At 39.7% G+C, this 26,512-nt stretch carries 19 protein-coding genes and 1 pseudogene; 3 read left to right on the forward strand and 17 right to left on the reverse strand.

Going from position 1 to position 26,512, the window contains the following annotated elements:
* Positions 1–3 precede the first annotated feature (3 nt).
* The 17 genes from FBB35_RS16715 to FBB35_RS16795 all read right to left on the reverse strand — a co-directional run bounded on the left by FBB35_RS16715 (position 4) and on the right by FBB35_RS16795 (position 22,546).
* Positions 4–843, reverse strand: coding sequence for a hypothetical protein (locus FBB35_RS16715; protein WP_174710591.1), 840 nt, complete (start codon positions 841–843; stop codon positions 4–6).
* Positions 844–925: 82 nt separating this feature from the next.
* The gene (gene hepA, locus FBB35_RS16720) at positions 926–2,767 is read right to left on the reverse strand and encodes a heterocyst formation ABC transporter subunit HepA (RefSeq protein ID WP_174710592.1); all 1,842 of its coding nucleotides are present in this window, start codon (positions 2,765–2,767) and stop codon (positions 926–928) included.
* Positions 2,768–2,881: 114 nt separating this feature from the next.
* Positions 2,882–3,607: a heterocyst development glycosyltransferase HepC gene (hepC, locus tag FBB35_RS16725; RefSeq protein WP_174710593.1), complete on the reverse strand. Its 726-nt coding sequence runs from the start codon at positions 3,605–3,607 to the stop codon at positions 2,882–2,884.
* Positions 3,608–4,240: 633 nt separating this feature from the next.
* Entirely contained in the window at positions 4,241–6,469 is a 2,229-nt protein-coding gene (locus tag FBB35_RS16730) for a polysaccharide biosynthesis tyrosine autokinase (protein ID WP_174710594.1), read from the reverse strand.
* A 125-nt stretch (positions 6,470–6,594) separates the two neighbouring features.
* Entirely contained in the window at positions 6,595–7,695 is a 1,101-nt protein-coding gene (locus tag FBB35_RS16735) for a glycosyltransferase (RefSeq protein ID WP_174710595.1), read from the reverse strand.
* A 129-nt stretch (positions 7,696–7,824) separates the two neighbouring features.
* Entirely contained in the window at positions 7,825–9,138 is a 1,314-nt protein-coding gene (locus tag FBB35_RS16740) for an NAD(P)H-dependent oxidoreductase (RefSeq protein ID WP_174710596.1), read from the reverse strand.
* A gap of 109 nt (positions 9,139–9,247) precedes the next feature.
* A complete protein-coding gene (locus FBB35_RS16745) occupies positions 9,248–10,492 on the reverse strand; it encodes a glycosyltransferase (RefSeq protein WP_174710597.1) in 1,245 nt (414 codons plus the stop codon).
* A 180-nt stretch (positions 10,493–10,672) separates the two neighbouring features.
* The gene (gene rfbC, locus FBB35_RS16750) at positions 10,673–11,227 is read right to left on the reverse strand and encodes a dTDP-4-dehydrorhamnose 3,5-epimerase (protein WP_174710598.1); all 555 of its coding nucleotides are present in this window, start codon (positions 11,225–11,227) and stop codon (positions 10,673–10,675) included.
* Between the two features lie 233 nt (positions 11,228–11,460).
* Positions 11,461–12,312: a phytanoyl-CoA dioxygenase gene (locus tag FBB35_RS16755; protein WP_174710599.1), complete on the reverse strand. Its 852-nt coding sequence runs from the start codon at positions 12,310–12,312 to the stop codon at positions 11,461–11,463.
* A gap of 49 nt (positions 12,313–12,361) precedes the next feature.
* Positions 12,362–13,369 (reverse strand): glycosyltransferase family 2 protein, encoded by a 1,008-nt coding sequence (locus tag FBB35_RS16760; RefSeq protein WP_174710600.1) that lies wholly within the window; start codon positions 13,367–13,369, stop codon positions 12,362–12,364.
* Positions 13,370–13,568: 199 nt separating this feature from the next.
* Positions 13,569–14,837 carry a class I SAM-dependent methyltransferase gene (locus FBB35_RS16765; RefSeq protein ID WP_174710601.1) on the reverse strand — a complete coding sequence of 423 codons (1,269 nt, stop codon included), beginning with the start codon at positions 14,835–14,837 and terminating at the stop codon, positions 13,569–13,571.
* A gap of 110 nt (positions 14,838–14,947) precedes the next feature.
* Complete coding sequence (locus FBB35_RS16770) at positions 14,948–15,976, reverse strand: NAD(P)-dependent oxidoreductase (RefSeq protein WP_174710602.1); 1,029 nt, start codon at positions 15,974–15,976, stop codon at positions 14,948–14,950.
* Between the two features lie 423 nt (positions 15,977–16,399).
* Positions 16,400–17,614: an L-2-hydroxyglutarate oxidase gene (gene lhgO, locus FBB35_RS16775; protein WP_174710603.1), complete on the reverse strand. Its 1,215-nt coding sequence runs from the start codon at positions 17,612–17,614 to the stop codon at positions 16,400–16,402.
* 98 nt (positions 17,615–17,712) lie between these two features.
* The gene (rfbF, locus tag FBB35_RS16780; protein ID WP_174710604.1) at positions 17,713–18,486 is read right to left on the reverse strand and encodes a glucose-1-phosphate cytidylyltransferase; all 774 of its coding nucleotides are present in this window, start codon (positions 18,484–18,486) and stop codon (positions 17,713–17,715) included.
* A 328-nt stretch (positions 18,487–18,814) separates the two neighbouring features.
* Complete coding sequence (locus tag FBB35_RS16785) at positions 18,815–20,983, reverse strand: tetratricopeptide repeat protein (RefSeq protein ID WP_174710605.1); 2,169 nt, start codon at positions 20,981–20,983, stop codon at positions 18,815–18,817.
* Between the two features lie 56 nt (positions 20,984–21,039).
* Positions 21,040–21,822: a PP2C family serine/threonine-protein phosphatase gene (locus tag FBB35_RS16790; RefSeq protein ID WP_174710606.1), complete on the reverse strand. Its 783-nt coding sequence runs from the start codon at positions 21,820–21,822 to the stop codon at positions 21,040–21,042.
* Positions 21,823–21,871: 49 nt separating this feature from the next.
* The gene (locus FBB35_RS16795; RefSeq protein WP_114082323.1) at positions 21,872–22,546 is read right to left on the reverse strand and encodes a VWA domain-containing protein; all 675 of its coding nucleotides are present in this window, start codon (positions 22,544–22,546) and stop codon (positions 21,872–21,874) included.
* A 751-nt stretch (positions 22,547–23,297) separates the two neighbouring features.
* Between FBB35_RS16795 and FBB35_RS16800 the strand changes: the two genes are divergently transcribed.
* The 3 genes and pseudogenes from FBB35_RS16800 (at position 23,298) to FBB35_RS16810 (ending at position 26,441) form a co-directional block, all read left to right on the forward strand.
* Positions 23,298–24,683: a response regulator gene (locus FBB35_RS16800; protein WP_174710607.1), complete on the forward strand. Its 1,386-nt coding sequence runs from the start codon at positions 23,298–23,300 to the stop codon at positions 24,681–24,683.
* A gap of 223 nt (positions 24,684–24,906) precedes the next feature.
* A pseudogene (locus tag FBB35_RS16805) lies at positions 24,907–26,268 on the forward strand (ISAs1 family transposase).
* A 5-nt stretch (positions 26,269–26,273) separates the two neighbouring features.
* Positions 26,274–26,441, forward strand: coding sequence for a peptide chain release factor-like protein (locus tag FBB35_RS16810; RefSeq protein ID WP_174710608.1), 168 nt, complete (start codon positions 26,274–26,276; stop codon positions 26,439–26,441).
* The last annotated feature ends 71 nt before the right edge of the window (positions 26,442–26,512 follow it).

Below are 26,512 nucleotides of genomic sequence, written 5' to 3' on the forward strand. Positions count from 1 at the left end.
AACTTATATGCCAACATTAAACCAAAGCTTGTGTCTAACATCACTCACATAATGTCTGAGAGCAATGTTTTTACTTGCAGATTTATCTGGATAGATGAACTGATCTTCTACATTGAGAACATATTTATTTGAGCATAGAGGTCTACCATGATTGTGGTGCATTGTCAAATGGACAATTGTTTGTTCAGTAAAATAACTAGGAACTTCTTGAAGATTTGCTAAACGTTCGATGGCAAAACTCCAGTCAAATTCATGCCTAAATAATATAAATCCACCATTTACAGGATTTGACTTTTCAGACTCATCATAAATAATTCGCTCGTCAAGCGACATAGAACAATCAGGTAGATAAAGAGAGTATTTTTCGTCCGACTTACTCAAATCAATTAAGTCAATCCCGCCAGGAAAAAATAAAATATCTGAATCAGTGTAAATCGTAGTACCATTAACAGGAATAGACATCAATGCCGACAACTTTCTGCCCATTGGATGCAGTTGGGCATAATCAAGAACACATTGAGGTAAATCTGTTCTCAGGAAGTTTTGTAAAAGTATTACCTGAACGCAGGGATGAATGCGGCGGAGTAAATTACAACTAGAATCAGTATAACTGCCATCAGAAACTACAGTAAATGTCTCTGGAATGCCGATATGACGAATGAATGAGCGAATACTTGCCACTTGTTCTGGTAAATCGCGTTCGCATGATAAGGCATAGATACTTACTGGAACTTGCCGAGTTTGTTTGATGGGAATACTGACAATCTGAGAAAGGGCTGCTTTATATAGAGAGCGATTAAATTTACCCTGAATTTTAGCAGTGTGGTAGCCTATATTTACCATTTACTTTTCCTCGTTAAAATTATCAATAACTGAGTAGGGAAATGAATTCGTAATTTGCAAATTACAAATTACGAATTACAAATTACGAATTATAGTATTGCATCTGGTGATATTCCCAAAGCTTGCCTTGGCGTGCGAGTAATTCTTGATACTTGCCCTGTTCTACTATCCGTCCTGCTTCCAAGACCACAACTTTATCTGCTTTTGCAATAGTAGAAAGACGGTGAGCGATCGCAATTACTGTTCTACCCACAGATAGCTTTTCTAATGAATCTTGAATTAAGCGCTCAGATACAGAATCTAAGGCGCTAGTTGCTTCATCCAAAATCAAAATTTCTGGGTTCCTTAGTAGTGCGCGTGCGATCGCAATTCGCTGTCTTTGTCCTCCAGATAATCTAACACCCCGATCTCCCAATTGGGTATTAAAACCTTCGGGCATTTCTAAAATAAATTCCAGTGCATTCGCTAATTTAGCAGCTTCTTGAATTTGCTCATTAGTGGCTTGTGGAGTGCCATAAGCAATGTTTTGCCAAACATCAGTATTGAAGATAAATGTATCCTGACTGACAACAGCTATTTTCCGACGTAGAGAGTTAATTTCAAACAGTCTTATATCAACTTCATCGATATAAACATTTCCCTCTGTGGCATTGTAAAATCGGGGAATTAAATCAGCAAGGGTAGTTTTACCAGCACCAGATGCTCCTACTAGTGCAGTCATTTTTCCCTTTTCAATAGTTAGGGTAATGTTATGTAGTACTATGTTTTGGTCATCATAACCGAAATCTACAGATACTAAATTTATTGCTCTTTCTAAAGCCTTAAACTGAAGTTTTCCATTCTGGAAATAATTTTTATCATCACTTTTCAACAGATTTTTAATATTGTCTGCCGAACCATGTAGAGTACTGAGATATGCTCGTGTACCATTAATATCTTGAACAAACGGGATGAAGCGAAATAGCACAAAGAAAAATGTTAGCAAAGAAGCAACTTGAAGCGTTCCATTAGTAACCAGGCTAGTGAATGCCAAAATAATCATTCCCACCAATACTGTAGTAGCTACCCCTTCAGCAATTGGCTTGACAAGTGTCCACGTGAAGACAACTTTAGTTGTAGTACTTACTACCTTGTCGCTAGCTTTGTAGTAACGCTGGCGCTCAAATTCTTGAGTACCACAAGAATGAACAGTGCGAATGCCATTAATAAATTCTATGGCTGTTGATGTAAAGTTAGCATTGGCAGTTGTCATACCAAAACTGGATTCTCTGACTCTGGCATTCAGATTAGATAACCCTACACCTAAAAGTGTAAATAGTAATGCTGAAATTACAGTTAGTTGCCATGATATCAAAAACATTGAGATTAAGTAGACAAGAGTTGTTATCCCTCTAGTTACTAAAAATGCTGCACCACTAAAACCCTGTCTAATTCTTTCAATTTCTGTGGTTATTGTGTTAATTAGTTCGCCAGAACGAGTTTTGGCAAAGTAACTTAACGATAAGGATTGTAACTGTTCAAAAATTTGCTTGCGTAAGCGATCGCCAAAATACAGTTGGGATAGTTCAGTATAAACTAGTCCAAAATAATTAAAGGCAACACGTAGCCAAGTACTTAATAATATCAGTGAAGATATGCGGTATAGACGGTTAATTGATGATGACTTAGATCCTAAGACTAAAGTATCAAACCATTCTATTCCTGTTTGGACAGGTTGAGCGTTGGGACTAGTTAAGCTTTGCAAGAAGGAAAGTAAAAAACCAATACTTACTCCTTCAAAGGTTGCTGCTAAAATCGAGAATGTCAGAGCTAAAATTACTATTTTGCGGAAGTGTTTAAATTCTCGCAATATCAAAGAGTTGTCTTGCCAAAAGCTAGAAGCTTTGAGCAGACTACGAAATTTTTGAGGAAGTTGAAAATTCATGGATTTTATAATAATAGTTTGGCAAGGTAGAGAGACCGCTATAGATGCAATGTAAGTAATTTTTGCGTTAGCCTCAGTGCGGTAGATGAAATCATCAATTACCGCACAGATGAATTACAGTGTTTGGCTATCTAGATGTAACAGGTGAGACTGTGCCTCTACTTCCCAGGAAGCTTTAATGTCTGGTAGTTTATTTAGCTGTACTGCATCTTCTAAAGTCCAGCAATTAGATCCACCACCAGTCAAACTCATGTCACCCCGCAGCACGTTAAATAACTGTGGGAGATTGTCGAGATTGTATTTACCCATCCAACGCCCTAGTGGTGTAATGTTGTGCGTGTAAAACTTCATTGCTTGAAAGAGTTTACCCCGTTCTCCAACACGCCATTCACGGCAAAAAAGCGTTCCTGGTGAGTAAACCTGCACTAATGCAATCAATCCCAGCATTACTGGACTTACTAATAGCAGTAGTACCAAAGCAGCAATCCAATCAATTAGTCGCTGCAATTGTCTCCAGGGTTGGTTAGAAGGTTTATTGCCAGCTGGTATGCTGAGGAATATTGGTTTTTGAGCTTCTTGACATGCATCTGCCCAAAACCTCAGCAAAGTTTCACCCAGCTTTGGATCTATGTTTACCAAACTTACAGGAGAATGTTGTAAGCATTCTACTAGCGATCGCTTACTATTTAATGCAGGCAGATGTGGTTGTTTCACTCGTCCAGGCTGCTTTACCAACAGCTGACCCCGCCGCCACAGGAGTGTGCAGTACCCACGATTATCTTGGTGTTCCTGGGTTACATCATATAAATTCTCTAGAGTTGGAATTATTGAAGTTGTCATAATGTCTTTGGGTTTATACAGGAGTGAATTACTGAGGCGTTATCAAAGGCTATTAATGCCAAAGACCCAAATCCGAATCTTGTTGTAAGTCCAAATTGGAGAGAATTGAGGGTAAAAATATGTTGTTACTATTTGCCACTCAGCCAAGCACATATCGTACAGAATTCTGCTTGTGTAGAGGTTTACAAATCAACGTTACTATCAATATTCATGGGCAATCGGTATTTTCCGGTAACTACTGAAAGTAGAAATATGTAGAGAGAAATTACCCATAAATTTATATCTACGTTTACTTGCACTGAGGTGTTTGTTGTATCGATAGATTTACCAAAACCAGTCTGCTCGTATCTTCTAGCCTTTGTGAAGTGCTTTAATCTCTAGAATATAAGACTATTTAGGAATAGCGATCGCTCAAATAAATTCTTTATTTACTCTTTAAAGAGCCAGTAATTTCTCTGAAAACCCATAAAGATCGCATAAATATACTAAAATTTTCCTGATAGCAATAAAATTAAATTTTGCTCATTAAAAAGTAGGGCATCACAGATGTGCTACCCTACTATGTGTTGTATTTAAACTAATTAGATCCCCGACTTATATAAAGAAGTCGGGGATCAATCGCAGCCATACTAGCTACTTTTCTACAGCTTGTCGCAAAGCTAATTGCTGTTGTTTGATATAAGGTACGTAATTACTACTAGAGTTTGATACCCCGTTAGCTACAACCCCAATCAGGTTTAACTTACTTAGCATTGCTGTAGCCTGAGTAAGCTGACTTCGAGTCACAATACCAATGCTTGCCACCATAACCACGCTACGACAAGATGATGCGGTAAGCATGGCATCCACCAAGCCGAGAACTGGGGGAGCGTCTATGAGTACCAAATCATAGTTTTCCTCAAAAGCTGCCATCAATTGCATCATTCGAGGAGAACTCAACAGATTAGCTGGGTCAGCAGGTTTAGGGCCAGCAGTCAAAATATCGATGTAGGAAGAACCTGCGTATTGAAGACTAATCTGGCTGGGTAGACTTGCATCACTTGCTAGTAGAGTTGAAAGCCCCTGTTCATTAGGAAGATTCAGTTGGTGGTGCAAACTCGGATCGCGTAAGTTGGCATCAATTAGTAACACCCTTTTGTGTAAACGGGCAGCACTCATCGCTAAACCTAACGCCAAAGCTGACTTACCCTCATCTGGTAAAGCTGAGGTAATCATCAAAGACTTCAAGTTAGCAACAGTGTTTAAAAGTTCAATGTTCTTGTAAATCAGATCCAACGATTCCCAACGCGGTGGAGATTGCAATACCTGAATTGTCCAAGGGGCGAGAACTTCTGGCTTGCCAAAGGGCAATTTAATCATTGATTCTCTGGGTTTAGCTGGCGGTAACTTGGGGGTTGTTCCCAACAAAGGTAGAGCCATTTGCTTCTCTAACTCAGCAGTGGTATGAACTGCATCATCAGCAGAATCTCGAATGAAGGCAGTAATGCCTCCTAACATCAACCCAACCACAGCACCTAACAGCAAGTTCTGCTGAAGATTGGGGCCTAATTGTGTGCCTTTTTGGGGATCTTCTACCACTTCCCAATTAAATCCACCCTTGGAAAGTTCTTGCCGCAATTGTTGTTCTGCTCTTAAAAGTTGCTCTAACCTTTCACGGCTAAATTGCAACTGCGGTAGCATCCGATTGTAATAAGCTAACAGAGGCGGGAAGCGTTTGATTTCCAAACGTAGCTCGTTTTCTTTCTGAGCTAAACTTTGATCGCGAGCAGTTAAAGCAACTATAGTTGTCTGCGTTTCTACTAACTGACCAGCAAGACTAAGATCAATTTGACCAAGTTGTCCTTTTTCCAGAAGAGAGTCTCCAGAAGTGAATCCACTAGCAGACTTTCCGCCTAAAGTCCTTCCTACTTCTTGTTGCAATAATTCCTTCTGACCCTGAAGCTGTTCTTTGAGCTTTTGCACATTTGGAGTCTGATCTGTAAAGCGTAAGCGTTCTTGTGCTAGTGCCAATTCGCTTTTTTGGATTTCGTTTAGTAAGCCTTGATAGCGAGTAGACTGACTCAAACGAGAAGCAACTAGAGCATTTTGAGGAGAACGGTTAAGTTGTTCTTCCAAAGATTTTTGGCGTGCTAAGGCCTCGCCATACTGAGCGCGAGTTGTCTGTCTTTCTTGAGCGATATTATTTAAAGCTGTCTCAATCGCTTTGGCCTGTGACTCTGGATCAATTAAGTTCTGATTTCTGCGAAATCTTTGTAAATTAGTCTCAGATGCGTTTACTTCTTCACTGGCTTTACTTAACTGTTCTCTAATAATTTGCAGACCTTTTTGTAACCGCGAAGTCTGCTGTTGTTTGTTATATTCCAGATAAACTTGTCGAATTGCACCGAGGACTTTTTGTGTCTTTTCTGGATCTCCAGCAGTGTATTCAACTTGAAAGATTTTTGTAGCGACATTATCTTCTTTACTTCTCAATTGAGTTAAGACCAAAGAAGCTTTAATTTCAGATGTACTGATATCTGGATAATCAGACTGAAGTTTATCAACTGCTTTTTGGATAAGTCCAGAACTCTGCATCAAGTTAAGCTGAGTTGCAGTATCTATGACAATATTAGAGTCAGTAAACTGGCTATCTACCCCTGCTCCTTCTTTCTTACCTTGATAGTTAGATTCTACTAGCAGTTGCATTGAACTTTTATAAGTTGGTTTGGTTTTTAAAGTTACCATACCTGCTATAGCAATAGAACTAATTAATACTGCTAAAAACCAAGGAAATCTTCGCACAAATACGGCAAACAATTGTCCGTAAGTTGGCTCAGTTTCAGAGGCTGGAGTTATATGAGGATTTAGGCTAGTTTGAACCACTTTTATTATCCTTGTCTTCAAGACTTACGCTAAGAGATATCCCGAATAGTACCTATTTTTTCACAACCCGCCGAGGACGATAGATAAAATGATAGGTAATCTTATAGTGTCAAAAGATTCCGAAATCAAATGAATATTTGATGCCCGCCACAAGCTTGGTTAATAATTTGCTCAACTTTCCCAAAGAAGGCATTCTCTGAGAAGTTTGCTACTGCATGATTACGGATGCGATCGTAATCCCAAGAAATGCCATTGGCTTCTTGTAATGCAATTTGTAGAGATTCGGGTGTTTGTCTTTTGAAAAAGACTCCTGTTTCACCTGGTATTTGAGTATCTAATACTCCACCGGCACCATAAGCGATAACTGGTGTGCCGCTAGCATTAGCCTCTACTGGAACTAACCCGTAATCTTCTAAAGCTGCGACAATAATAGACTTGGCTTTGGAAAACAAGTCTTTACGGGTTCTATCACTTACGTGTCCCAAGAACACAATATTTTGTAATGCTTTAGATTTTAACCGTGCTAGTTCTGGCCCGTCACCTGATATTAATAAGCGCCATCCTAGCCAGTTAAAAGCTTCGACTATTATATCAAGGCGTTTATAGCTAATCATCCGGGCTGAAGCCAGATAATATTCATCTTTTATATCTGAAAAAACAAATTTACTAGTATCAATTGGATAGTTAACCATCATTGCCTTTTTGCCATAAATATTTTCAATCCGGCGGGCAACAACACTAGAATTAGCAATGTAAAGGTCAGGTTCCTGGGCATATTTCAGGTCTACCTTTCTCATTACTTGAAATACTTGTTCAATTAAAGGTGCAAAATATCTATAGTCTCCGTACTCTCTTAAATAAGTTGCTGTATCCCATAAGAAACGGGTGACGTTATGGCAAAAGCAAATGTGGCGGGCATGAGGATTTTTTCGTACTGCTTTGGCGAAGCTGGTGCTACTGCTAATAATTAGATCGTAGTCTTGCAGATCCAAGGAGCGAAAGGCAGGAAAGTATAGAGGAGCCATTGACCTGAAATACTTTGCTGCACAAGGGATTTTTTGTAAGAAGGTTGTGTTGACTATGCGATCGCCTAGATCGATAGTTTTTTGGCGATCGTACAGAGATGTGAAAATGTCTGCTTCGGGATAACGCTTACAAAGCAGTTCAAATACACGCTCTGCCCCACCTCGCTGGGTTAAATAATCGTGGACTAGAGCAATTTTCATGAATTTGACCTAAATAGGGAATGGGGCATTGGGCATTGGGCATGGGTTATTAATTCTTCTCCCTTATCTCCCTTATCTTCCTTATCTCCCTCATCCCCCCATCCCCGCGTTTTATGATATGAAGCCCTATTACCCAACTGCTACCAAGATTTTTTCTGGGGCGAAATAATTGTTTTGCTCATTTCTTAGTTGGTCGCAGAGTCTGCCTTCAGGTAATTCTACATCCTCATAAGTGAGAACTTGATCCTTAGAAATATCCCGTTTCAGGCGACATCCTTCGGCTAAACCAATTGGTAGGAGATTTTGCTGTTGGACGATGGGGGAATTTTCACATTGTCCGTAGGTCATGTAGTAACCGATGCCATCTAGGGTTTCTCCAGCTTTCAGGTCGATTTTGGCGGTAGTGACAACATCTACTAACGGGCCTGCGAGTGGAGACATAACGGCATCACCGAAGAGGACTGCACGCGCTACGGACAAGGGAACTTCAAAATGACAGAGGTGATAAGGAGTATAGAAGCTGTAAAGTGGGCCTTCGCCTAATTTGTATAAGTTGAGATAGTGGCGTTGCTTGGGGTCGTCGTGCGTGGCAAATACATATACGCCTGGGCCTGGTTTTGCTCCAACTACATAATCGACAATACCACCCAGTTCTTTGAGTTGTTCAACATCATATAAATGGGTCATTTCCTCGACATAACCGTTGAAGTCATATCCTAACATTCCCCGTTTGGCGACTTTCATCCCTGTGGCATTGGCAACGATCGCTTGCTCGAAGGAAATTTTGGTTCCGTCAGCGAAGCTAGCCACCATGTGGGGCTTTTGACCCCAACGTTTAGCAAATCCTTCCTGGGTGGTGGGGTTGCGATAAGGGTCTTGGAGTCCTTTAATGTTACCGCACAATAAGGGAGTTAAACCAATGCTTTTTACAAAGCGGTAGAGGTTCATTTGCACCCCTGGCTGATCGCCATCACAAGCAGTAAGAATGACACCTGCTTTGTCAGCATAGACTTTCAGGATGGGGCCAATAGTGCCGTCGAGTTCGGCATTCATCATGATCACATGTTTGCAATGAGCGATCGCTTCCATGATGACGTGAGCGCCAAATTCCACTGCACCTGTGACTTCGATTATGGCCTCGATGCCCTCAGCCCGACACAGTAACTTAGCGTCTTCTGTGACTGCATACTTACCGTTTGCGATCGCATCTTCTAATTCGCTGACAGTTGCAACAACTTGAATATCTTCAATTCCTGCTTCCAAATAAGCTTGTTTAGCTGCATCAATCTGGCGATTGGAGATAGCAACTAACTCCATTCCTGGCACGGAATTAACAATTTGGTTGGCAATTCCTCGACCCATAAAACCAGCACCGATCATTCCTACCTTGATAGGATTTCCTGCTGCTGCACGGGCTTGTAAGGCGCGATCGATAATAATCATGAACTAAACTCCTTTTTGGAACTGTTGGTTGTGATACAAATTCTCTATAAACTTGCACTTAATAATTTCTTACAGCTAAATATTAAGTACATTTTCATCAGAATTAAGATTAGTGATGGCTACTAACTGGTTGTTTGCTAGATGCTATAGAACCAGGATGTTTTTTCTGGCTGTGATTTTCGATAATTTGCTCCACAACATTTCTGTAGACTTGAGCAAACTTTTCTTTAGTATGATTTGCTCTTGCATATTCCCAAGCTTGACGAGACATCAACTTTAAGTCTTCTACAGGCAAATTGGAAATACTGATAACTTTCGCCTTAATTTCTTCAATGGAAAGGTTATCGAAAATCACACCAAAATCGTGAACATCCACACCAGATTCGTAGCTTAAAATGGGAACTAACCCAGCTTGTAAGCAACTGATTACTGCTCCTGACTGTCCTTCAGAAACGGAAGGATAGACCAGCCCTAGACAGTTATTTGTAACCTCTATAAAGTCAGGGCTACTAACATCAATCCATCCATAGGTGTGAATGTTAGGTGTTTCGTACAGTTCTTTATAGAAAGCTTGCTCAAATTCTTTGTCATTACTTACCGGTCCACAAACTGTTAAATGGTATTCCGGCATTTGGGCAAAAGCATCTAAAACTAAATCTAATCCTTTAAGGACTAAAGCACTACCACCAAACCACAGAAAACGTTTTCTTACCGCTTCAAAATCTTTCTTATCAGGATAGGGATAAACGACAGGTGAAGAAATTGGGATACGATACATTGGTTTGTTGGCATACTTGAATGTATCAGTTGTGAAATCATTACCCAACACAATTGCACAATCAGCATATTCAATTCCCAAGTTAGGAACCTCAAATCGCTGTGGTTTTAAGGTGACACCTTTGCGCTGTTGTACTTCTAAAAGCCTGTTGCATTCAGCTGCATTGCGAAACACCATATTTGCAATGTCAACGTGGAAAATTTTAATGCAATCTTTATTAAGTTTTGGCGCAAGCGCTTCCATCCGGTGACGGATATCAATGAAAAAAACGTAATCCTTTTGCGGAACGAATTTATCATTGTGGAACTGGATAACATCAACGTTATAACCCAAGTCTAAATAAGTTTGGGCTATCTGCCAAACTTCCCAGTACCAAGTGTGGTCATTAGGCATTGGCTGACCAGGTTTTAAGAGGAATGGCTCAATTCGATAAGAAAGAAGTACATTCCCCTTAGAAGGTTGTTTTGGCTTTAGAGAAACAACCTCTAAGGTCTTAGCGTAATTAATCCGAGCTTGTACTTTGTTGGAGACAAAAGATATAGTATTAGCGATACGAGATAGAATCTTATTTGACATTTATTTCTACCTAATTTCATTAACTTAATATCCCAAACTTTAATTAGTAATTGATAGTTCTATCTACATCAATTCTAATCTCTTTATTTACTTTGCGCTCTTTGCGTCCTTCTCTAACGAGACGCTACGCGACTGCGGTTCGTTAAAAATAATTTCATGAACCATTCAATATCCCTGTATTTATTTAGAGGCACTGCCAACAGTCATCATTCTCAACAAAGGCCAACTTAAATCTTTCTCAGACATTTCAGTTACATCTAGAGGCCAATCAATGGCAAAGAATGGGTCATCATAGCGTAAACCTCTCTCATACCCTGGCGTATAAAATTCACCCACTTGATATACAACTTCAGTCTCATCTGTAAGTGCTTGATAGCCGTGAGCAAACATTTCTGGAACATACAAAGCGCGGCGGTTTTCTGGTGTTAGTTCCACCCCAATGTGTGATAGAAAGCTAGGAGATTCAGGACGCATATCAATAATTACGTCATAGATAGCGCCTTTAGTACAGCGAATTAACTTCGTTTCTGCTGCTGGCAGAATTTGATAGTGCATTCCTCGGATAGTGCCTTTTTTGTAGTTAAAAGACAGGTTGCATTGGGCAACTGTTGGCTTTAATCCGTGTGCTTCAAATTCTTGAGCGCAGAAAGACCGAGCAAAAAAACCACGGTGGTCTGGCTTTTCTTCTAAGTCAATAATGAATGCGTCTTTGAGTTCGGTTGCGGTGAAAATCATTATGATTCCTTTGAGATGAATGTTGGCTTGCTAACTGCTTAACAAACCACAGAGACGCAGAGGGCACGGAGATATGAGAGTTTGAGAGATATTTTGTATCAATTTTAAACCTACAAATTTGATTTTTATAGCATTTTTGAATTGACACATAAACTCTTATTTCTAGCTTTATGTAAAGCTCATTCTCTTTCTTTGCGTTCTCTGCGCCTCTGCGGTTAATTAAATTTACGTTTTTAATTTGAAACTTTAACTACATCTGATGCAGACTGTAACTCTATTCTGGGATAAGTATCATCCCAGTATTGGGTACAGAGGTCTGGCCGTTCAGGAGGATTAGCGGTGTAGCAAAAGAATAGTGTTGACCGGTCTTCTGTACGAACTGTGCCGTGATGTAAGGCATTTTTGGTATCTACAATAATGACTGTACCTGCTGGGCCTGGACAAGATTTCCAAGCTGATTTGGGGATGACTGGTTTTACTTGTTCATCGTCGATACCCATATAGTTTGACTTCCAAAGTTTGTAGTAAAGTCGAACATAATTCCAACTAAATAAGGAAGTTAGGGAGCGAGGGATGTATTGAAAAGGCCCAGTTTTTTCTTCTACATCATTCAAGTAAATAATGATTTTGATAATCCGCCGATCTTCTGCATCGCTATGCCATAGTAGTGTCCCAAACTGATATTTGCTTTTGAAATCTTTGCGTAAATGTACACCATGAAAAGCAATAGGAAGACCGATATAGTTTTCGATGATGTTGAGTAGCCTTTTCTCTACACCCCAGGCATAAAATTCTGGTAAGCCTGTAACTGTGTAAATTTGTGGCAATCTTTCATCTAGATGCTCATTGGTGGGATTTTCCATCTGAAGCAATTGATGGTGAGCAGCTTTGAGCAGTTCGGAGCTAGAGTCGAACCCTAAATCTGCCAAATTGGTGACGTAAACACCATCTTTTTTGAGAGTCTTAAGGATGTTGCGATCGCTTCCTGCTAATGCTGGCAGATTTCTGCTATGCTTCCAACGAGCTAGGTAATATTCAAAGTCAGATGAGAGTGTAGCTATTTTGCGTTTAATCGCGTTAAACATGGTGCAAATCCTTCTCTTATTGATATATAGTTGTTAGTAATTAGGTAGTTTATGGCTTATAGATACGTACTTCTTCAGTAGATATTTCGCTTGATTCTGCTAAACCGAATTCTTTAGAAACCATTACATCAAAAGCACATAAGCTGACTAAAGCCAAAAATGGAACTACTGTTTTGATGGCAGACATCGGCCATCTTCTTAAAGCACCCAAGAAAACTTTTAAGTTGACTTCTTTACCATTCTGCAAAAGCATCCGTCTACAAAATTGCTTAGAATATCCACTCTGCTCTAATTTCAAAATCACTTCAGGAATATGTTTGTATTGCATTAATAGTGCTGATTTTGGTTCTTTCTGCCAATAACTCACACCAACAATACATTCTAAATAAGTCTCTTTAGTGACAATTACACTACCATTAGCAGCACAATATCCGGCTAAATATGCTAAAGATATCCAGTTATTCTCAGCATCTGACCAATCCTGTAGAGCGCGTTTTACTAAGTCAGTGCGATAGACTGTAGCAGTCAGAAAAATGACTGCACCGACACTTTTTGAAAAACAATGTTCAAATATGGCTTTACCATCACCTTTAGCATCTTCACTATCAACATCAAACCAGCGATTACCAACGATTGTTGGTGGATGAACTGGTTCACCAGTAATTTGGTTACGACCGGAAAAATTGAGGAATAATAATGATAAATCTTCGTGTTGTCTGAGTTTGCTAATCACATAAGCAATTGCTCTATCTTGAATTGGATCATCATCGCCGATTGTCCAAACATATTTTGTTGTTGTAGACTTTAGGCAATACATAATATTTTTAACTACGCCTAAATTCTTTAGATTCTTACTTGATTTAAATGTAATATTGTTAAGTTTTACTTGCCATTTTTGGATCACCTCCTGAGTATTATCTGTTGAACAATTATCGGATACTAAAATCTCACACTCATCTTCAAAACCTTTGATAGCTTGAGCCAACCATGTTAGCTGTTTATCAAGTAAACTGGCACGATTATAAGTTGGTATGGCAATAGTCAGGAGTTTATTCATATTAAGCTTAATTCTATAGTTAAGAGGCTATTAACAACAGCTTGTTAATAAACAAGCTGCTTCTAAGTTGATTTTTTGATATTTAACAACAAAAGCTTTATTAAACTACGCCTTTTAATTACTTTTTACCTATTCTCTATGCTCATATTGACAAAAATAAAATAGTAATAAAAGGCGCTTTTTGGGTTATATTTAGTAATTACGACGCTATTAAAAGCCTATCCGGAATAGAACACGGATAAATTTTTACTTCAGGAATTGGTACAACAAACTGTCCACCCCACTCGCCAATAAATGCCATTTGCTCCATAATTTCCTCTTTGAGATTCCAAGGTAAAATTAGAACATAATCTGGTTTAGTTTCGCGGATTTTGTCTGGTTCAAAGATAGGAATATGAGTTCCAGGTAAAAATAAGTCTTGTTTGTAAGGGTTGCAATCGACTGTGTAATCGATAAAATCTTTCCCAATCCCACAGTAATTAAGCAATGTGTTGCCTTTGGCCGGTGCGCCATAACCAACAATTGATTTCCCTTCTGCTTTTGCACTCAGAAGAAAATTTAATAGCTTATGCTTTGTTTTTTTGACTTTTTCGCCAAATGTAATATAAGTCTCTATCTGATGCAGTCCGGCAGCAATTTCTTTTGCTTTCAGATGGCTAACTCGGTCACTGATGTCAGGACTATCAGCATCGTTATGTTTGGCATAAATTCTTAGTGAACCACCATGAGTTGATAACTCTTCCACATCAAAAAGTTGCAAATTGTGTGCTGCAAAAATCTTTTCGATAGTAATAAATGAGAAGTAAGAAAAATGCTCGTGATAAATAGTATCAAATTGATTTTGTTCAATCAATTGCAAAATGTGAGGAAACTCCATCGTCAAAATACCATTCGGTTTGAGGATAAGTTTCATCCCAGCGATGAAATCATTTAAATCTGGTACATGAGCTAAAACATTGTTGCCTATCAAAAGATCGGCTAGTTTTCCTTGTATCACAAGTTCTTTGGCAGTCTCAACCCCAAAAAACTTGTTGATACTAGGAATACCTCTATCTTGAGCTATCTTAGCTATATTTGCGGCTGGTTCTATTCCTAAAACGGGGATTCCCTTTTCTACAAAATATTGCAATAGGTAGCCATCGTTGCTGGCAATCTCAATAACTTGATTATGATGATTAAAGCCAAATTTCTCTACCATCATATCAGTGTAAGCTTTGACGTGTTTTAGCCAACTTACTGAGTAAGATGAAAAGTAAGCATAATCGCTAAAAATATGATCGGGAGTTTCAAATTGTTCTAATTGAACTAAAAGAGTCTCTTCAGACACATAAGCGTGGAGTGGATAAAATTTTTCGGCATGATTTAGCTGTTCTGCTGTCAGATAAGCATTAGCTAAAGGTGACATTCCTAAATCAATAAAGGTTTGGTGCAGAGGTTGACCACTGAAACGACATTTTGCGTTTGCCATATTTTTCAACTCACTGATTACAAATAATTTGATGGATGAAATAAGTCCGAACCAAATATTGTTGATTCGGAAACTTAGATTATTGATTCTTTGTTGATAGGCAACTCTATCTACTTTTTATTCCAGAAGAAATCTTTGTCAATTTGCTCGGTACGGATTAGATACTCTAGCTGTTTTAAGCGAGTAAATCCTCTAAACAAGAAAGTGTCTTCAGCCATATCTATTTGGCTAAATAAATCAAATAGCTGCTGGGCACCAAGTCGGGCATTCCAATCACATTTAAATCCGGGGAGAATTGTGTTGATTTTCTCGAAGGATACCCGATAGCTGCGGTTGTCTGAGCCGTTGTCACCAAAGGATAATTTACAATCTGGGAAAATATCAGCAATAATTTCCGCAATTTCTTTGACACGATAGTTGTTTGCTGTGTCTCCCACGTTGAAGATTTGGTTATGTACAATATCCCGTGGTGCTTCTAAAGCGCAGACTATTGCTTTGCAAATATCCAGTGCGTGGACTAATGGCCGCCAAGGTGTGCCATCACTAGTCATTTTGATTTGTTTGCTAGTCCATGCCAACCCAGCTAAGTTGTTTAAAACAATATCAAAGCGCATTCTCGGAGAAGCACCAAAGGCTGTGGCATTCCGCATAAAGGTGGGAGAGAAATCATCGTCAGCGAGTGGTCTGACATCCTGTTCTACCAGAGTTTTGCATTCTGCGTAGGCTGTTTGAGGATTAATTGGGGATTCTTCTGTGACATCACCTGCGGTAGCAACGCCGTAGACACTGCACGAAGACATATATACAAAACGACGCACACCCATAGCTTTAGCCAGGCTAGCGAGACGAACTGAACCTACATGATTAATTTCGTAGGTAATATTAGGTGCTAATTGTCCGGCTGGGTCGTTGGAAAGTTCCGCCATGTGAACTATTGCTTCAACGCCTTCCAAATCATCGGGGGTGATGTTGCGAATATCTTTGTTAAGGGTTTTGGGTGTTACCCCATTAGCGTTGTATAGCCAACCGACTTTATAAAAACCAGTATCTAGACCGATAACTTCATGTCCGCGTTCGATTAACAGAGGCGGTAATAATGAACCTAAATAGCCTTCTGTTCCAGTTACTAATATTTTCATTGTGGTTAATGCCTTTGTATTGATGAATTAAATTTTTCGTTTAGTAGGGATGCACAGATGTGCGTTCTAAAGGGTGTTGCATCCAAGAGGGAACCGCTATATTTTTCGTTTGTATGCAATAATTTGACCTCTCTCCAAACCTCTCTCCTAAAAGGAGAGAGGCTTTGAATCTTGCTCCATTCCCTACAAGGGAAGGGGTTAGGGATTAGGTCGTTGGACTCAACCTATAAGGCTAACAGTCATTACATAGTTTGCTGACTTACCTATTGGGTAACAGCACTCTATAGCGGTTCTTAACTGATGCGCTAAACTTTTTCTTGTGGAATGGGTATATTACTCATCCCTTGTACTTCCCAGCAAGCAAGATGCTCACCCTAAAAGATTCATCCCTTAATTGAGCAGCACCGGAAGTAACTATGATATCTATGCAGTTACTACATTATTTAGATGCGAGGGTTGGGGAATTTCTGCTACAAGCGCTTTGCCAATTTCTAGAGAAGATGTGGCCGCAGGAGAAGGAGCATTGCAAACATGGATGGAGTTTTGACCGGAAACAATCAAAAAGTCATCTACAAGCTTGCCATCGTTCATTAAGGCTTGAGCGCGAACTCCTGCGTGGGTGGGAACTAAGTCTTCTGCTTGGACTTCGGGAATTAGTTTTTGCAAACTTCTGGTGAAGGCTGCTTTACTAAAGGAACGAATGATTTCTTGGATGCCTTCATCAGCATGTTTGGCTGCCAATTTCCAGAAACCTGGATAGGTGACGACTTCAAGAAAATCCCGTAAGTCAAAATCGGTTTTTTTGTAACCTTCGCGTTTGAGTGACAGAACTGCGTTTGGCCCTGCGTGGACGCTACCATCAATCATCCGGGTAAAGTGGACACCCAGGAAGGGGAAATCGGGATTGGGAACTGGGTAAATTAGTGTCTTGACGAGATAGCGTTTTTCTGGGGTGAGTTCGTAGTATTCTCCCCGGAATGGGACGATTTTGGCTTGGGGTTCAACTTTACCTAATTTGGCGGTGCGATCACTATGCAATCCCGTACAATTAATTACAAAGCGGGTTGCAAAGTTACCTTTGTTTGTTTCTAGTACCTGATTTTTACCACTTGGGGAGATTTTCAGAACTTTTGTATTGAGATGCAAATCTCCACCCTGTTGTTGAATTAGCTGGGCATATTTCAAACAAACTTGCTTGTAATTAACAATCCCAGTTGAGAATACCCGAAGCCCACCTACGCATTTTACGTGAGGTTCGATTTCCCTGACTTCTTCGGGGCTGATTCTCTTAACTTCTATACCATTGTCTAAGCCGCGTTGGTAGAGATTTTCTAGACGTGGTAGTTCTTGTTCTTCTGTTGCAACAATGACTTTACCACAAACTTCATGTTCTATTCCATGCTCTTGGCAAAATTCTACCATAGAGCGAGAACCATCACGACAAAATTTAGCTTTGAAACTCCCTGGCTTGTAGTAAATACCAGAATGAATTACCCCACTATTATTGCCTGTTTGGTGAAATGCCCATTGACTCTCTTTTTCTAGTACTAAAATACGCCCATTGGGATAGCGTTTTCCTAAAGCCAATGCTGTAGAGAGTCCAACTATTCCCCCACCTATAATCGCAAAATCATACATTAGTATTATCGCACTTAAAATTACAGTAAATCCATAAAGTTATTTGGGATTGGGTATTGGTTAGAAAAATTCTTTCCCAGTCCCAGTCCCCAGTCCCCTTACCATACCTTCCAAGGAGCCTGATTGTTTTTCCATAGCCCCTCTAGATAGTTTTTATCGCGTAAAGTATCCATAGGTTGCCAAAAACCATCATGTTTAAAAGCAGATAGTTGTTCCATATCAGCTAGCTTTTCTAATGGCTCTTGCTCCCATACTGTAGAGTCATCAGCAATCAAATTGATTATTTCTGGTTCTAACACAAAATAACCGCCATTAATCCAAGCTCCATCACCTTCAGGTTTTTCCCGAAAGCTGGTAATTTTAGTTTGCTCATATCCCAAGGAAATGGCTCCAAAACGTCCGGCTGGTTGAACTGCTGTGAGTGTTCCTAATGTATTTTGTTCTTTGTGAAACTTCACTAGCTCGGTGATATTAATATTACTGACACCATCACCATAAGTAAAGCAAAAGGTGTCATTACCAAGATGTTCCCTGATTCGCTTTAAGCGTCCGCCTGTCATGGTATTATCACCCGTATTGACTAAGGTAACACGCCAGGGTTCTGCATAACCAGAATGCACGTTCATCTGGTTAAATCGCATATCAAAGGTAACATCTGACATGTGTAAGAAGTAGTTAGCAAAATACTCCTTAATTATGTAACCTTTGTAACCGCAACAAATGATGAAGTCGTTAATGCCGTGGGCGGAGTAAGTCTTCATTATGTGCCAGAGAATTGGCTTACCACCAATCTCAACCATCGGCTTGGGTCTGATACTAGTTTCTTCACTGAGGCGTGTACCAAGTCCTCCAGCCAAAATCACCGCTTTCATGCAATTACCTCGGAGATTTGTAGGGATATTATTTTATTTGACTTTTCGACATGAAGAGGATGCACTTAGATAGAGAAAAATTGATTTCTGATTTGTTTTTCTCCGTCAATAATCTAACTGTAATTTCCCCCGAAATTATAAAGGAAAGATAAATTAACATCTTTTCTATATAAAAGCTCTATGAATATCTATAAACATGAAAATAAATTGCTTAATTAAATAAAAATGTTACCAAATAAATAACTAGGGCTAGCTGATGCTAACCCTAGTTAGGCTTGATTTCTCCAATCAAAACCAATAATATACTAGTAAAAAAACTTACTTGTTTTTAGTTAGTTTTTTCCACATTACTTGAGCTTTGAAATAAAGGATCGCATTTGCGTTCTACGACTACGCATAAGTTACTGAGTGCTTGCTGATAATTATCCATATCATCTTGCTCAAGAAACATTTTGGCAGATGCCTGTACATCTTCGATAGCTTTCGCCTGATTTTTGTTAGATTCACTACCACCATATTGTGCGAGTTCATAACGAACCATACCTCGTTTGAGATATACTTTTGCTAGTTTAGGGCTTAGGGTTAATGCTTGGTTAAAGTCAGCGATCGCTTGATTGTATTCTTGTTCATAATTGCTGCTATATTGAGCAATTTGATAATAGACAACACCTCGCTGAAAATAAGCTTCTGCTTTCGATACATTACGTTTTATGACTTGAGTAAAATCTGCGATCGCTCTTTTGTAAGCTTGTTGAGATTCACCGCTATATTTAGCCATTTGGGTGCGGACAATCCCCCGTCTGATATAAGCTTCAATTTCGTTTTTATCCAGACCGATAGCTCGATTATAGTCTGCGATCGCTAGGTTATACTCTGCATCGGGATCGTTGCTATATTCGGCGAGCATATAGCGGGCATTACCCCGATTCACAAGGGCTTTGGTTTGATTGGGATTGATTTTAAGAGCTTGACTATAATCTGTAACTGCTCCTTCGTAGTCTTTGAGGTTATAGCGGGCATTGCCCCGATTTACAATTGCTGTGGTATGTGTTGGTTGTTGTTCAATTGCTGCGGTTAAGCTGGCAATTGCTTTTTCGTAATCTCGGTCTTTGTAAGCAGTTTGACTCTGCTGATAGTAGTCAGCGAAGCTGAGTTTGTTAATTGTCTGGCGAGACTTCAATGTTTGTTGAGTGTAAGCATTTTGGGAAACCAACGGCTGAGTGAATTTAATCATTACGTCCGCATAACCCAATAAACCGAAACCCAGCAAACAACAAATAACCGGGTACAATTTTGACTTCTTGGAACGTTTATAAGATGAACCGCTTGGAGTAATTACTGGCTGCCAATAATTACCTAAGTGCGGTGACATACTGCGCTGGGGAAAATACGGTGTCTGGGTGTAGCGCTTTTTCGCTTTGATTCGCGGTTGGAGATGTTCTCTCGCTTCTATAGCCCGATGTGATGGGAAGGGGTCGCGTCCGCCTAATCGCACTGTCCGTTCACACCACGGACAGCTACGCATGTGGTTGTTGTAGCGATGCTGGGGATTTGTGGTGCAGGTAATTAAGGAATCTTCAGCTTCAGCGATGGCTGAGAGCCAAGTCTGGGCATTGGGGCGCAACTGTGGGTTGTTGTGACCCTCTTCAAAACAACGAACAAATAGTTCTTGTAGGCTGGGATGAAGAATTTCCCAAGGGGGTGCAATGGGGGTAGGTAGGTAGGGTACGTACCGTTTTTGGCTGTAAGTAAAATGACCCGATGCAATGCGGGCTTCGTAGGGCGGTGGCTCAATAGAGCCTTGAAAAATCCCCGAAAATGGGTGAGTGCCTTCCATTAAGAGTTGGAATACCAGCACTGCTAACCCAAATAAATCGTGAGAAATTTCGCGATCGTGTTGGGCAAAAGTTTTATTTTGTAGTTCTGGTGGCGTAAACTCTGGTTTTCCGACTGGGCAGCGATAAACAACATTGCTGTTGGGGTCGAGTACTTGGAAGGAGTCTGTGTCTATCAGAGTCACTAGTGCGGTGTCACTGACGAGGATATTTGACTCGTTGACATCACCTATACAATATCCACTAGCGTGCAAAGCGGCAAAAGCTGCGGCCAAGTTACGAGCCGTGCGGAGCAGGTACTGATAGTTGAATAGGGGACAGTGTTGACGACGGGTTCTGGGGTTGTAAAAGTCAATGATTGGACGCATCCCCTGAATCCGTGGCATCAAAAAGCCCAAGATGCTATTTTTGCCATCTGGTGTCCGCAATAAATCCTCTGGCCAAGCGATAGAGATATGACCCAAACTAGCTGTAGGGTTTTCTGGCGGGTTGGCAAGCATCGCCTGTAATTTATCAGCATGGGCTGTAGTTGGCTTGTGGTAAATCTTCGCCACCAAGTCATTATCAGATGGCACTGCATAAACACAAGCTTCACCACCACGCCCCAAACTGACATTGAGGCTGAGGATTTCTTTTCTAGGGGAACAACGTAGTACCTGCATAATGAAATTACCGCTAACGGAAGTTATTTAAGATGTGAAACCTGTAAATTGATTGCTCATGAGTCGTTGAATGCAGCTATAATGAGTGTTAAATCATCATCAGTGCGTTGGGTAATTCTATCTGAGCGTAAAAACTTTACTAACTGCTCCTTCGCTTCTGTCTTATCTTCGGTATTAGCTACAAATTCAAACAGTGGAAAAAAGAATGGTTTGTGTGGTTCTCCAACAACCATATTCAAAGCCAGCATTTGTAGTCCGTCGGTGATGATACCAACATTAACTATGTCGGTGCGCCATAATCTCATCTGCGCTGTATCTAAGGCTGTAGGAGAAGTTAAAAAAGTGGTTTCGTTGATGTACTCGCCGCTATCAGGTATAGTTAGAGCGAGGAGATTGCCCATGCTATCTTTTGCCACTGCCAAACCATCACCTATTTGCACTACAGCTACAACTTCTGGTGTGGCAACCATCATAATTAAGGTAGTTGCTAAGTCTTGAGGTTGTTTGTCACAAGTAGCCGCTTCAGCTTCCACAGCTTTTTTGGCGGCTAGTATGGCATCATTTAAGAGCGATCGCACAAACGCATCATCACTCAAAACTTTTTGGGTGATTCCTCTGCTAGAAATGCTTTCTATTGCTGTCTCCACAGCAATCATCGCTCCCACTTTCCCAAGACTAGCAGAACCCGCACCATCTGCTGCGGCTGCCACCAAAACATTATCAGACAATATTTGCCAGTGATGAGCATCCTGACATAATTGCTTGTTTTTTAAGTGACTTGTACCACATACCGACGCAGCCACAATCCGCCATTGAGCAATCTGTTTTGATATTTTCATAGATTTTTTTCAACAGCTCGCTGTGTCAACATCAAGCTGCGATTTTTAATTAAACAGTCCCCCAACCAATCGGCGGTAGTGCTACCTGTTCGTCTACCTGCGAATGAGAAACAGCTGACATACTAGTTGATAGCCAGACAAACATCTCAATGAAATTTAGTCCTTTGAGTTTCAAAGGTGTACGCACGGTTATTTGATTTAAACGTGTCATATTCGCATTTTCTACGCCCACTGTAAAAAATGCTACACGCTTATTTGCTTCGTCTCCCTGTAAGCGCACAGATGCTTGCTCCACTACATTCTCTAACTCACCTTGGGGTTCGCCATCGGTAATCATGAATACCCAAGGACGATAGTAAGCAATCCCATTAGTACGATACTGAGATTTCCGCTCTTGAATTATATCCAAAGCTTTATGAATGCCTGCACCCATTGTAGTCAAGCCCTGTGCCGTTAAAATGGGCGGATTAAATTGATCGGCAGTCACAAAGTCTTGTACTACATTGACATTACTATCAAAAGTGACGATCGCCACTTCCACACGTCTTGCGGCTAAGGAATTTTTGACTAATTCATCCTTTAGACTGAGCAAACCCTGATTTAAAGCCTCAATCGGATCTCCTTGCATCGATCCAGATGTATCTAGTAAAAGTACACAAGGACAACGTGGTTCTGGGTTCTCAGCAAATTCTACTACTTCATCAAGTCTTAATGTATCATGCATAACTTTTTGTGTTATGTTAAAGTTCAAAGCTTTATTTCCTTTTTGTCCGAGTATATAATTTCAGCCATCGAGGTCACTACAGAATATAGTATCTAGTGGTAGATGCTCTAATCTTTATTAAACAAATTATTTTCATGAAGTTCTCAATATATTTTTTAAGAAAAACTTGACTACAGCTTAGTTTAGCAAAAAAGAGTTTATCAAAACCTAGTGTTACCTGTTGTAATGTATCTACCAAAAATTTATATCCATTAAACCTACAGTACAATAAATACGTAAACTTTCCTAGATAAGTTTTTAAAGATTTTATGTAGAAGAATGCTTCCTTTACAGAAAAATTATTAACCATAATTAAGATCGTTAGCTCCAGAAGTATACCAGTGTAACTGCGTTAACTTGGAATCAAATTTGCCTGATTTTTGTGAGTATACATAAATAAACGTCATTACTAAGGTCTTAAGGTAAGAGTTGTCAGGAGTTGGTAAAATCCAGAATTAACCAATATTTACTGATAGGCTAGCTATGATAAATGTTTCTCTTTATTCATACCTACTTGTGGTTCGAGACAAATTAAGCAAAAAGTACCAAATGTAACAAATAAGTTATAAAACTTATAATTTTTAAAATATATACATATTTTAAAAGGAATAAATTGTACGTAGATAAATATTACAAAGAAGAGAATACTTCATCGTTGATATTTTCAATCTACAAATGTTCAGTTGTTGATTCCGCAAGAAAGTTGAAAAATATGAATAACTCAGGTTCATTCACCAAACTACGTCCTCTAAGTTTGTTAAGACAGTTATCCAATTGCTTCGATAGTACTTGTTTACAAGCATTAAGTAACTCAGCTTGTTGGTCAATTTACTTAGAGCAGGGCAAAATAACTTACGCTACTCATTCAGTGGAACCTTTTGATCGACTAGAACGCCATTTGCGCCGCCTCAGCCACCAAATTCCCCTGCTTACTAGCGAGGTGCGGGTTCAAGTCCGTCTGATATTTGAACCTGACTCACACAATCAGTTACTTGAATATGACAGCAATTCCAGAAGCCACCCTCCTGAATATCAGGCGATATCCTGGCTTGTTAGTCAACAACATCTACATTCTACACAAGCAGTAGTGCTGATTCAAGAATTAGTTAAAGAGGTGATTGAATCATTTTTGCTAATTAAAGAAGGTATTTATGAATTAACAGAACCACTTGAGAGAATGCCAAGGATTTGTAGGCTAGATGTAGAGAAGATTCTAGAACGTTGTCAAGGAAGATTACAGAATTGGCAAGCTTTTGTTCCGCAAATCTCTTCTCCATATCAACGTCCATATCTGTTGATTAACAGCAAAATTGAGGAAAAAGATTTACCAAAACTTCAGCCAGATTTGATTAATTGGATGAAGGGTTTCAGCTTGTGTCACCTGGCAACAATTTTGAATCAAGATGAAATTCAACTGGCTCGCAATTTATACCCTTATATACTTAATGGTGCGATTATCTTGCATGAACCCGATCCACCTTATGATAAGTTACCAAAGCTATTTGAAGAGCAAACGCTTTTATCAAAATTAATTCCAGAGATAGAAAATACCACAAAAGAGCTAAATAGCACCATCAACTCTTACCCTGTGATTGCTGAAGAGAATATATCTCCTGTTTCACTATTACCACAGATTTCTCTTCCTCCCCAAGAAAACTTTCAGGAACCAACACTATCAAATAACATAAACCCTGCTTCCCAAAAAGTAACAGATGCTACTGTAACGGCACAAAAAGTCCACAAAATCGTTTCTGTAGATGATAGCCCCACAATTCTCAAAGAAATAAGCCGTTTCTTAGAAAATGAAAACTTTTCTGTAGTGACTATTAACGATCCAGTAAAAGCCGTTTTATCAATTATAAGGCACAAACCAGACTTAATTTTGTTGGATTTAAATATGCTCGGAATAGATGGTTATGAGTTGTGCCGAATTATACGAAATAATTCGATATTTCAAAAGACTCCCATTATTTTTGTGACTGGGAATAAAGGAATTGTAGATAAAGTAAAAGCCAAATTGGTTGGTGCATCTGGATATTTGACTAAACCATTTACTCGCGCAGAATTACTTAAAATAGTCTTCATTCATTTGACTTAAACTAACCACAGAATCTAATAATGGTGAGCTAGTAAGGATAAATATGGCTACAATTTTGGTTGTTGAAAATGCAGGGTAAGCTCATCTAATTTGGTATAAAGTGAGCTTGACAAATTAAGTAAGATAAGCATAAACAAAGGCGGAAAAAATGCACTTGACTTAAGAACAAGATTAATGAGAAGACTTCAATACTGTTGTCCCAAAATCTTCAGGAGTCAAGTTGATGTCACAGGGCTTTGAAACAAAATCTGCGGATGAACTTCAAAACGCACGTAGTCAGCGAAAGTCAAAAGAAATAGCAGACATCGGTAGTATTCAAGAGAGTTTAGTGGAGCATTTTGGAGATATCAAAGACCCGAGAGTAGATCGAACCAAAAAACATCAACTTACAGATATTTTAATAATTGCGATTTTAGCCATCATCGCTGGAGCGCAAGGGTGGGAAGATATTGAGAATTATGGCATCAGCAAGCAACAGTGGTTAGAAGAGTTTTTGGCATTACCAAACGGTATTCCATCTGATAGCGTAGCGTTAGCGAGTCTTCGAGCGTCTGACACCTTCGGTCGAGTATTTGAATTCATCGACCCAGAAGCATTAAATCGATGTTTTCTGCAATGGGTGGAAACCCTAGTTGGTTCGATGGGAGGAGAGATTATCCCCATAGATGGAAAGACCATTAGAGGTTCTTATGATCGAAATCAGAGTCAAAGCGCACTCCACATCATAAGTGCCTGGGCAAGTCAACAACGTTTAGTCTTGGCACAGGTGAAAGTAGAAGATAAATCCAATGAAATTACGGCGATTCCTGCATTATTAGAGTTACTAGATATCACAGGTGCTATCATCACCATTGATGCAATGGGGACACAAACTGAAATTGCCAAACAGATTGTCGCTCAAAAAGCTGATTATGTTTTGGCACTCAAGGCCAATCATCCCACTCTTTATTCTCAAGTCGAACAGTGGTTTGAAACTGAGAAAGCCAATAATTTCCGAGGCGTTGATGTCAGTTATGACAAACGAATTGAGAAAGCATATCATCGTCGGTTTGAGCGTAAAGCTTTACAGTTTGCAACTGATAGTTATGACAAACGAATTGAGAAAGCACATCATCGCCGAGAAATTCGTGAGGTTTGGACTGTACCTGTTGCTGCTATTGGCGAGCTTTATCAACCCAAATGACGGGCAGGATTGAAAACCCTAGTGATGGTAGTCCGTGTACGTCATCTTTGGAACAAAACTACCCGTGAAGTTCAGTTTTATCTCACCTCTTTAAACAGTGATGCTCAACTTATCGGTCGGGCGATCCGAAAACACTGGGGCATTGAAAACGAAGCTCATTGGACTCTCGACTGTACTTTTGCGGAAGATGCTTGTCGCATTCGTTCTTTTCATAGTCCCCAGAATTTTGCGCTTTTAAGACGCTTTGCTCTCAATTTCCTTAACCTTGAACAAACCTACAAACCTAGTCTTCGTCAAAAAATGAAACGCACTGCTATGGATAATAATTATATGATTCAGGTTCTTAGTTGTTGTTTCATTGACAATATATTAGATTCTTCCGATTCCTTGCATCAAGCCTGATTGAGATGCTCTTACCCTGCTCAGAAGTATGGGTGCGGATGGTTCATATTCCTACTGGAATTAGTGTATTTTGTAACGAGGAGCGTAGTCTAATAAAAAATAAAGAGAAAGCCTTAGCTATTCTCAAGAGTAAATTGTTTGCGATGCCTACGGCTGGCTACGCCTACCACTAGCCCAAAATGTCCAGCTTGATAAAATTCAACCTCGACTGATAAAATCTCTATCCAGCAAGCTCATCCGTGAA

Source organism: Nostoc sp. TCL240-02, assembly GCF_013343235.1.
Classification (GTDB): Bacteria; Cyanobacteriota; Cyanobacteriia; order Cyanobacteriales; family Nostocaceae; genus Nostoc.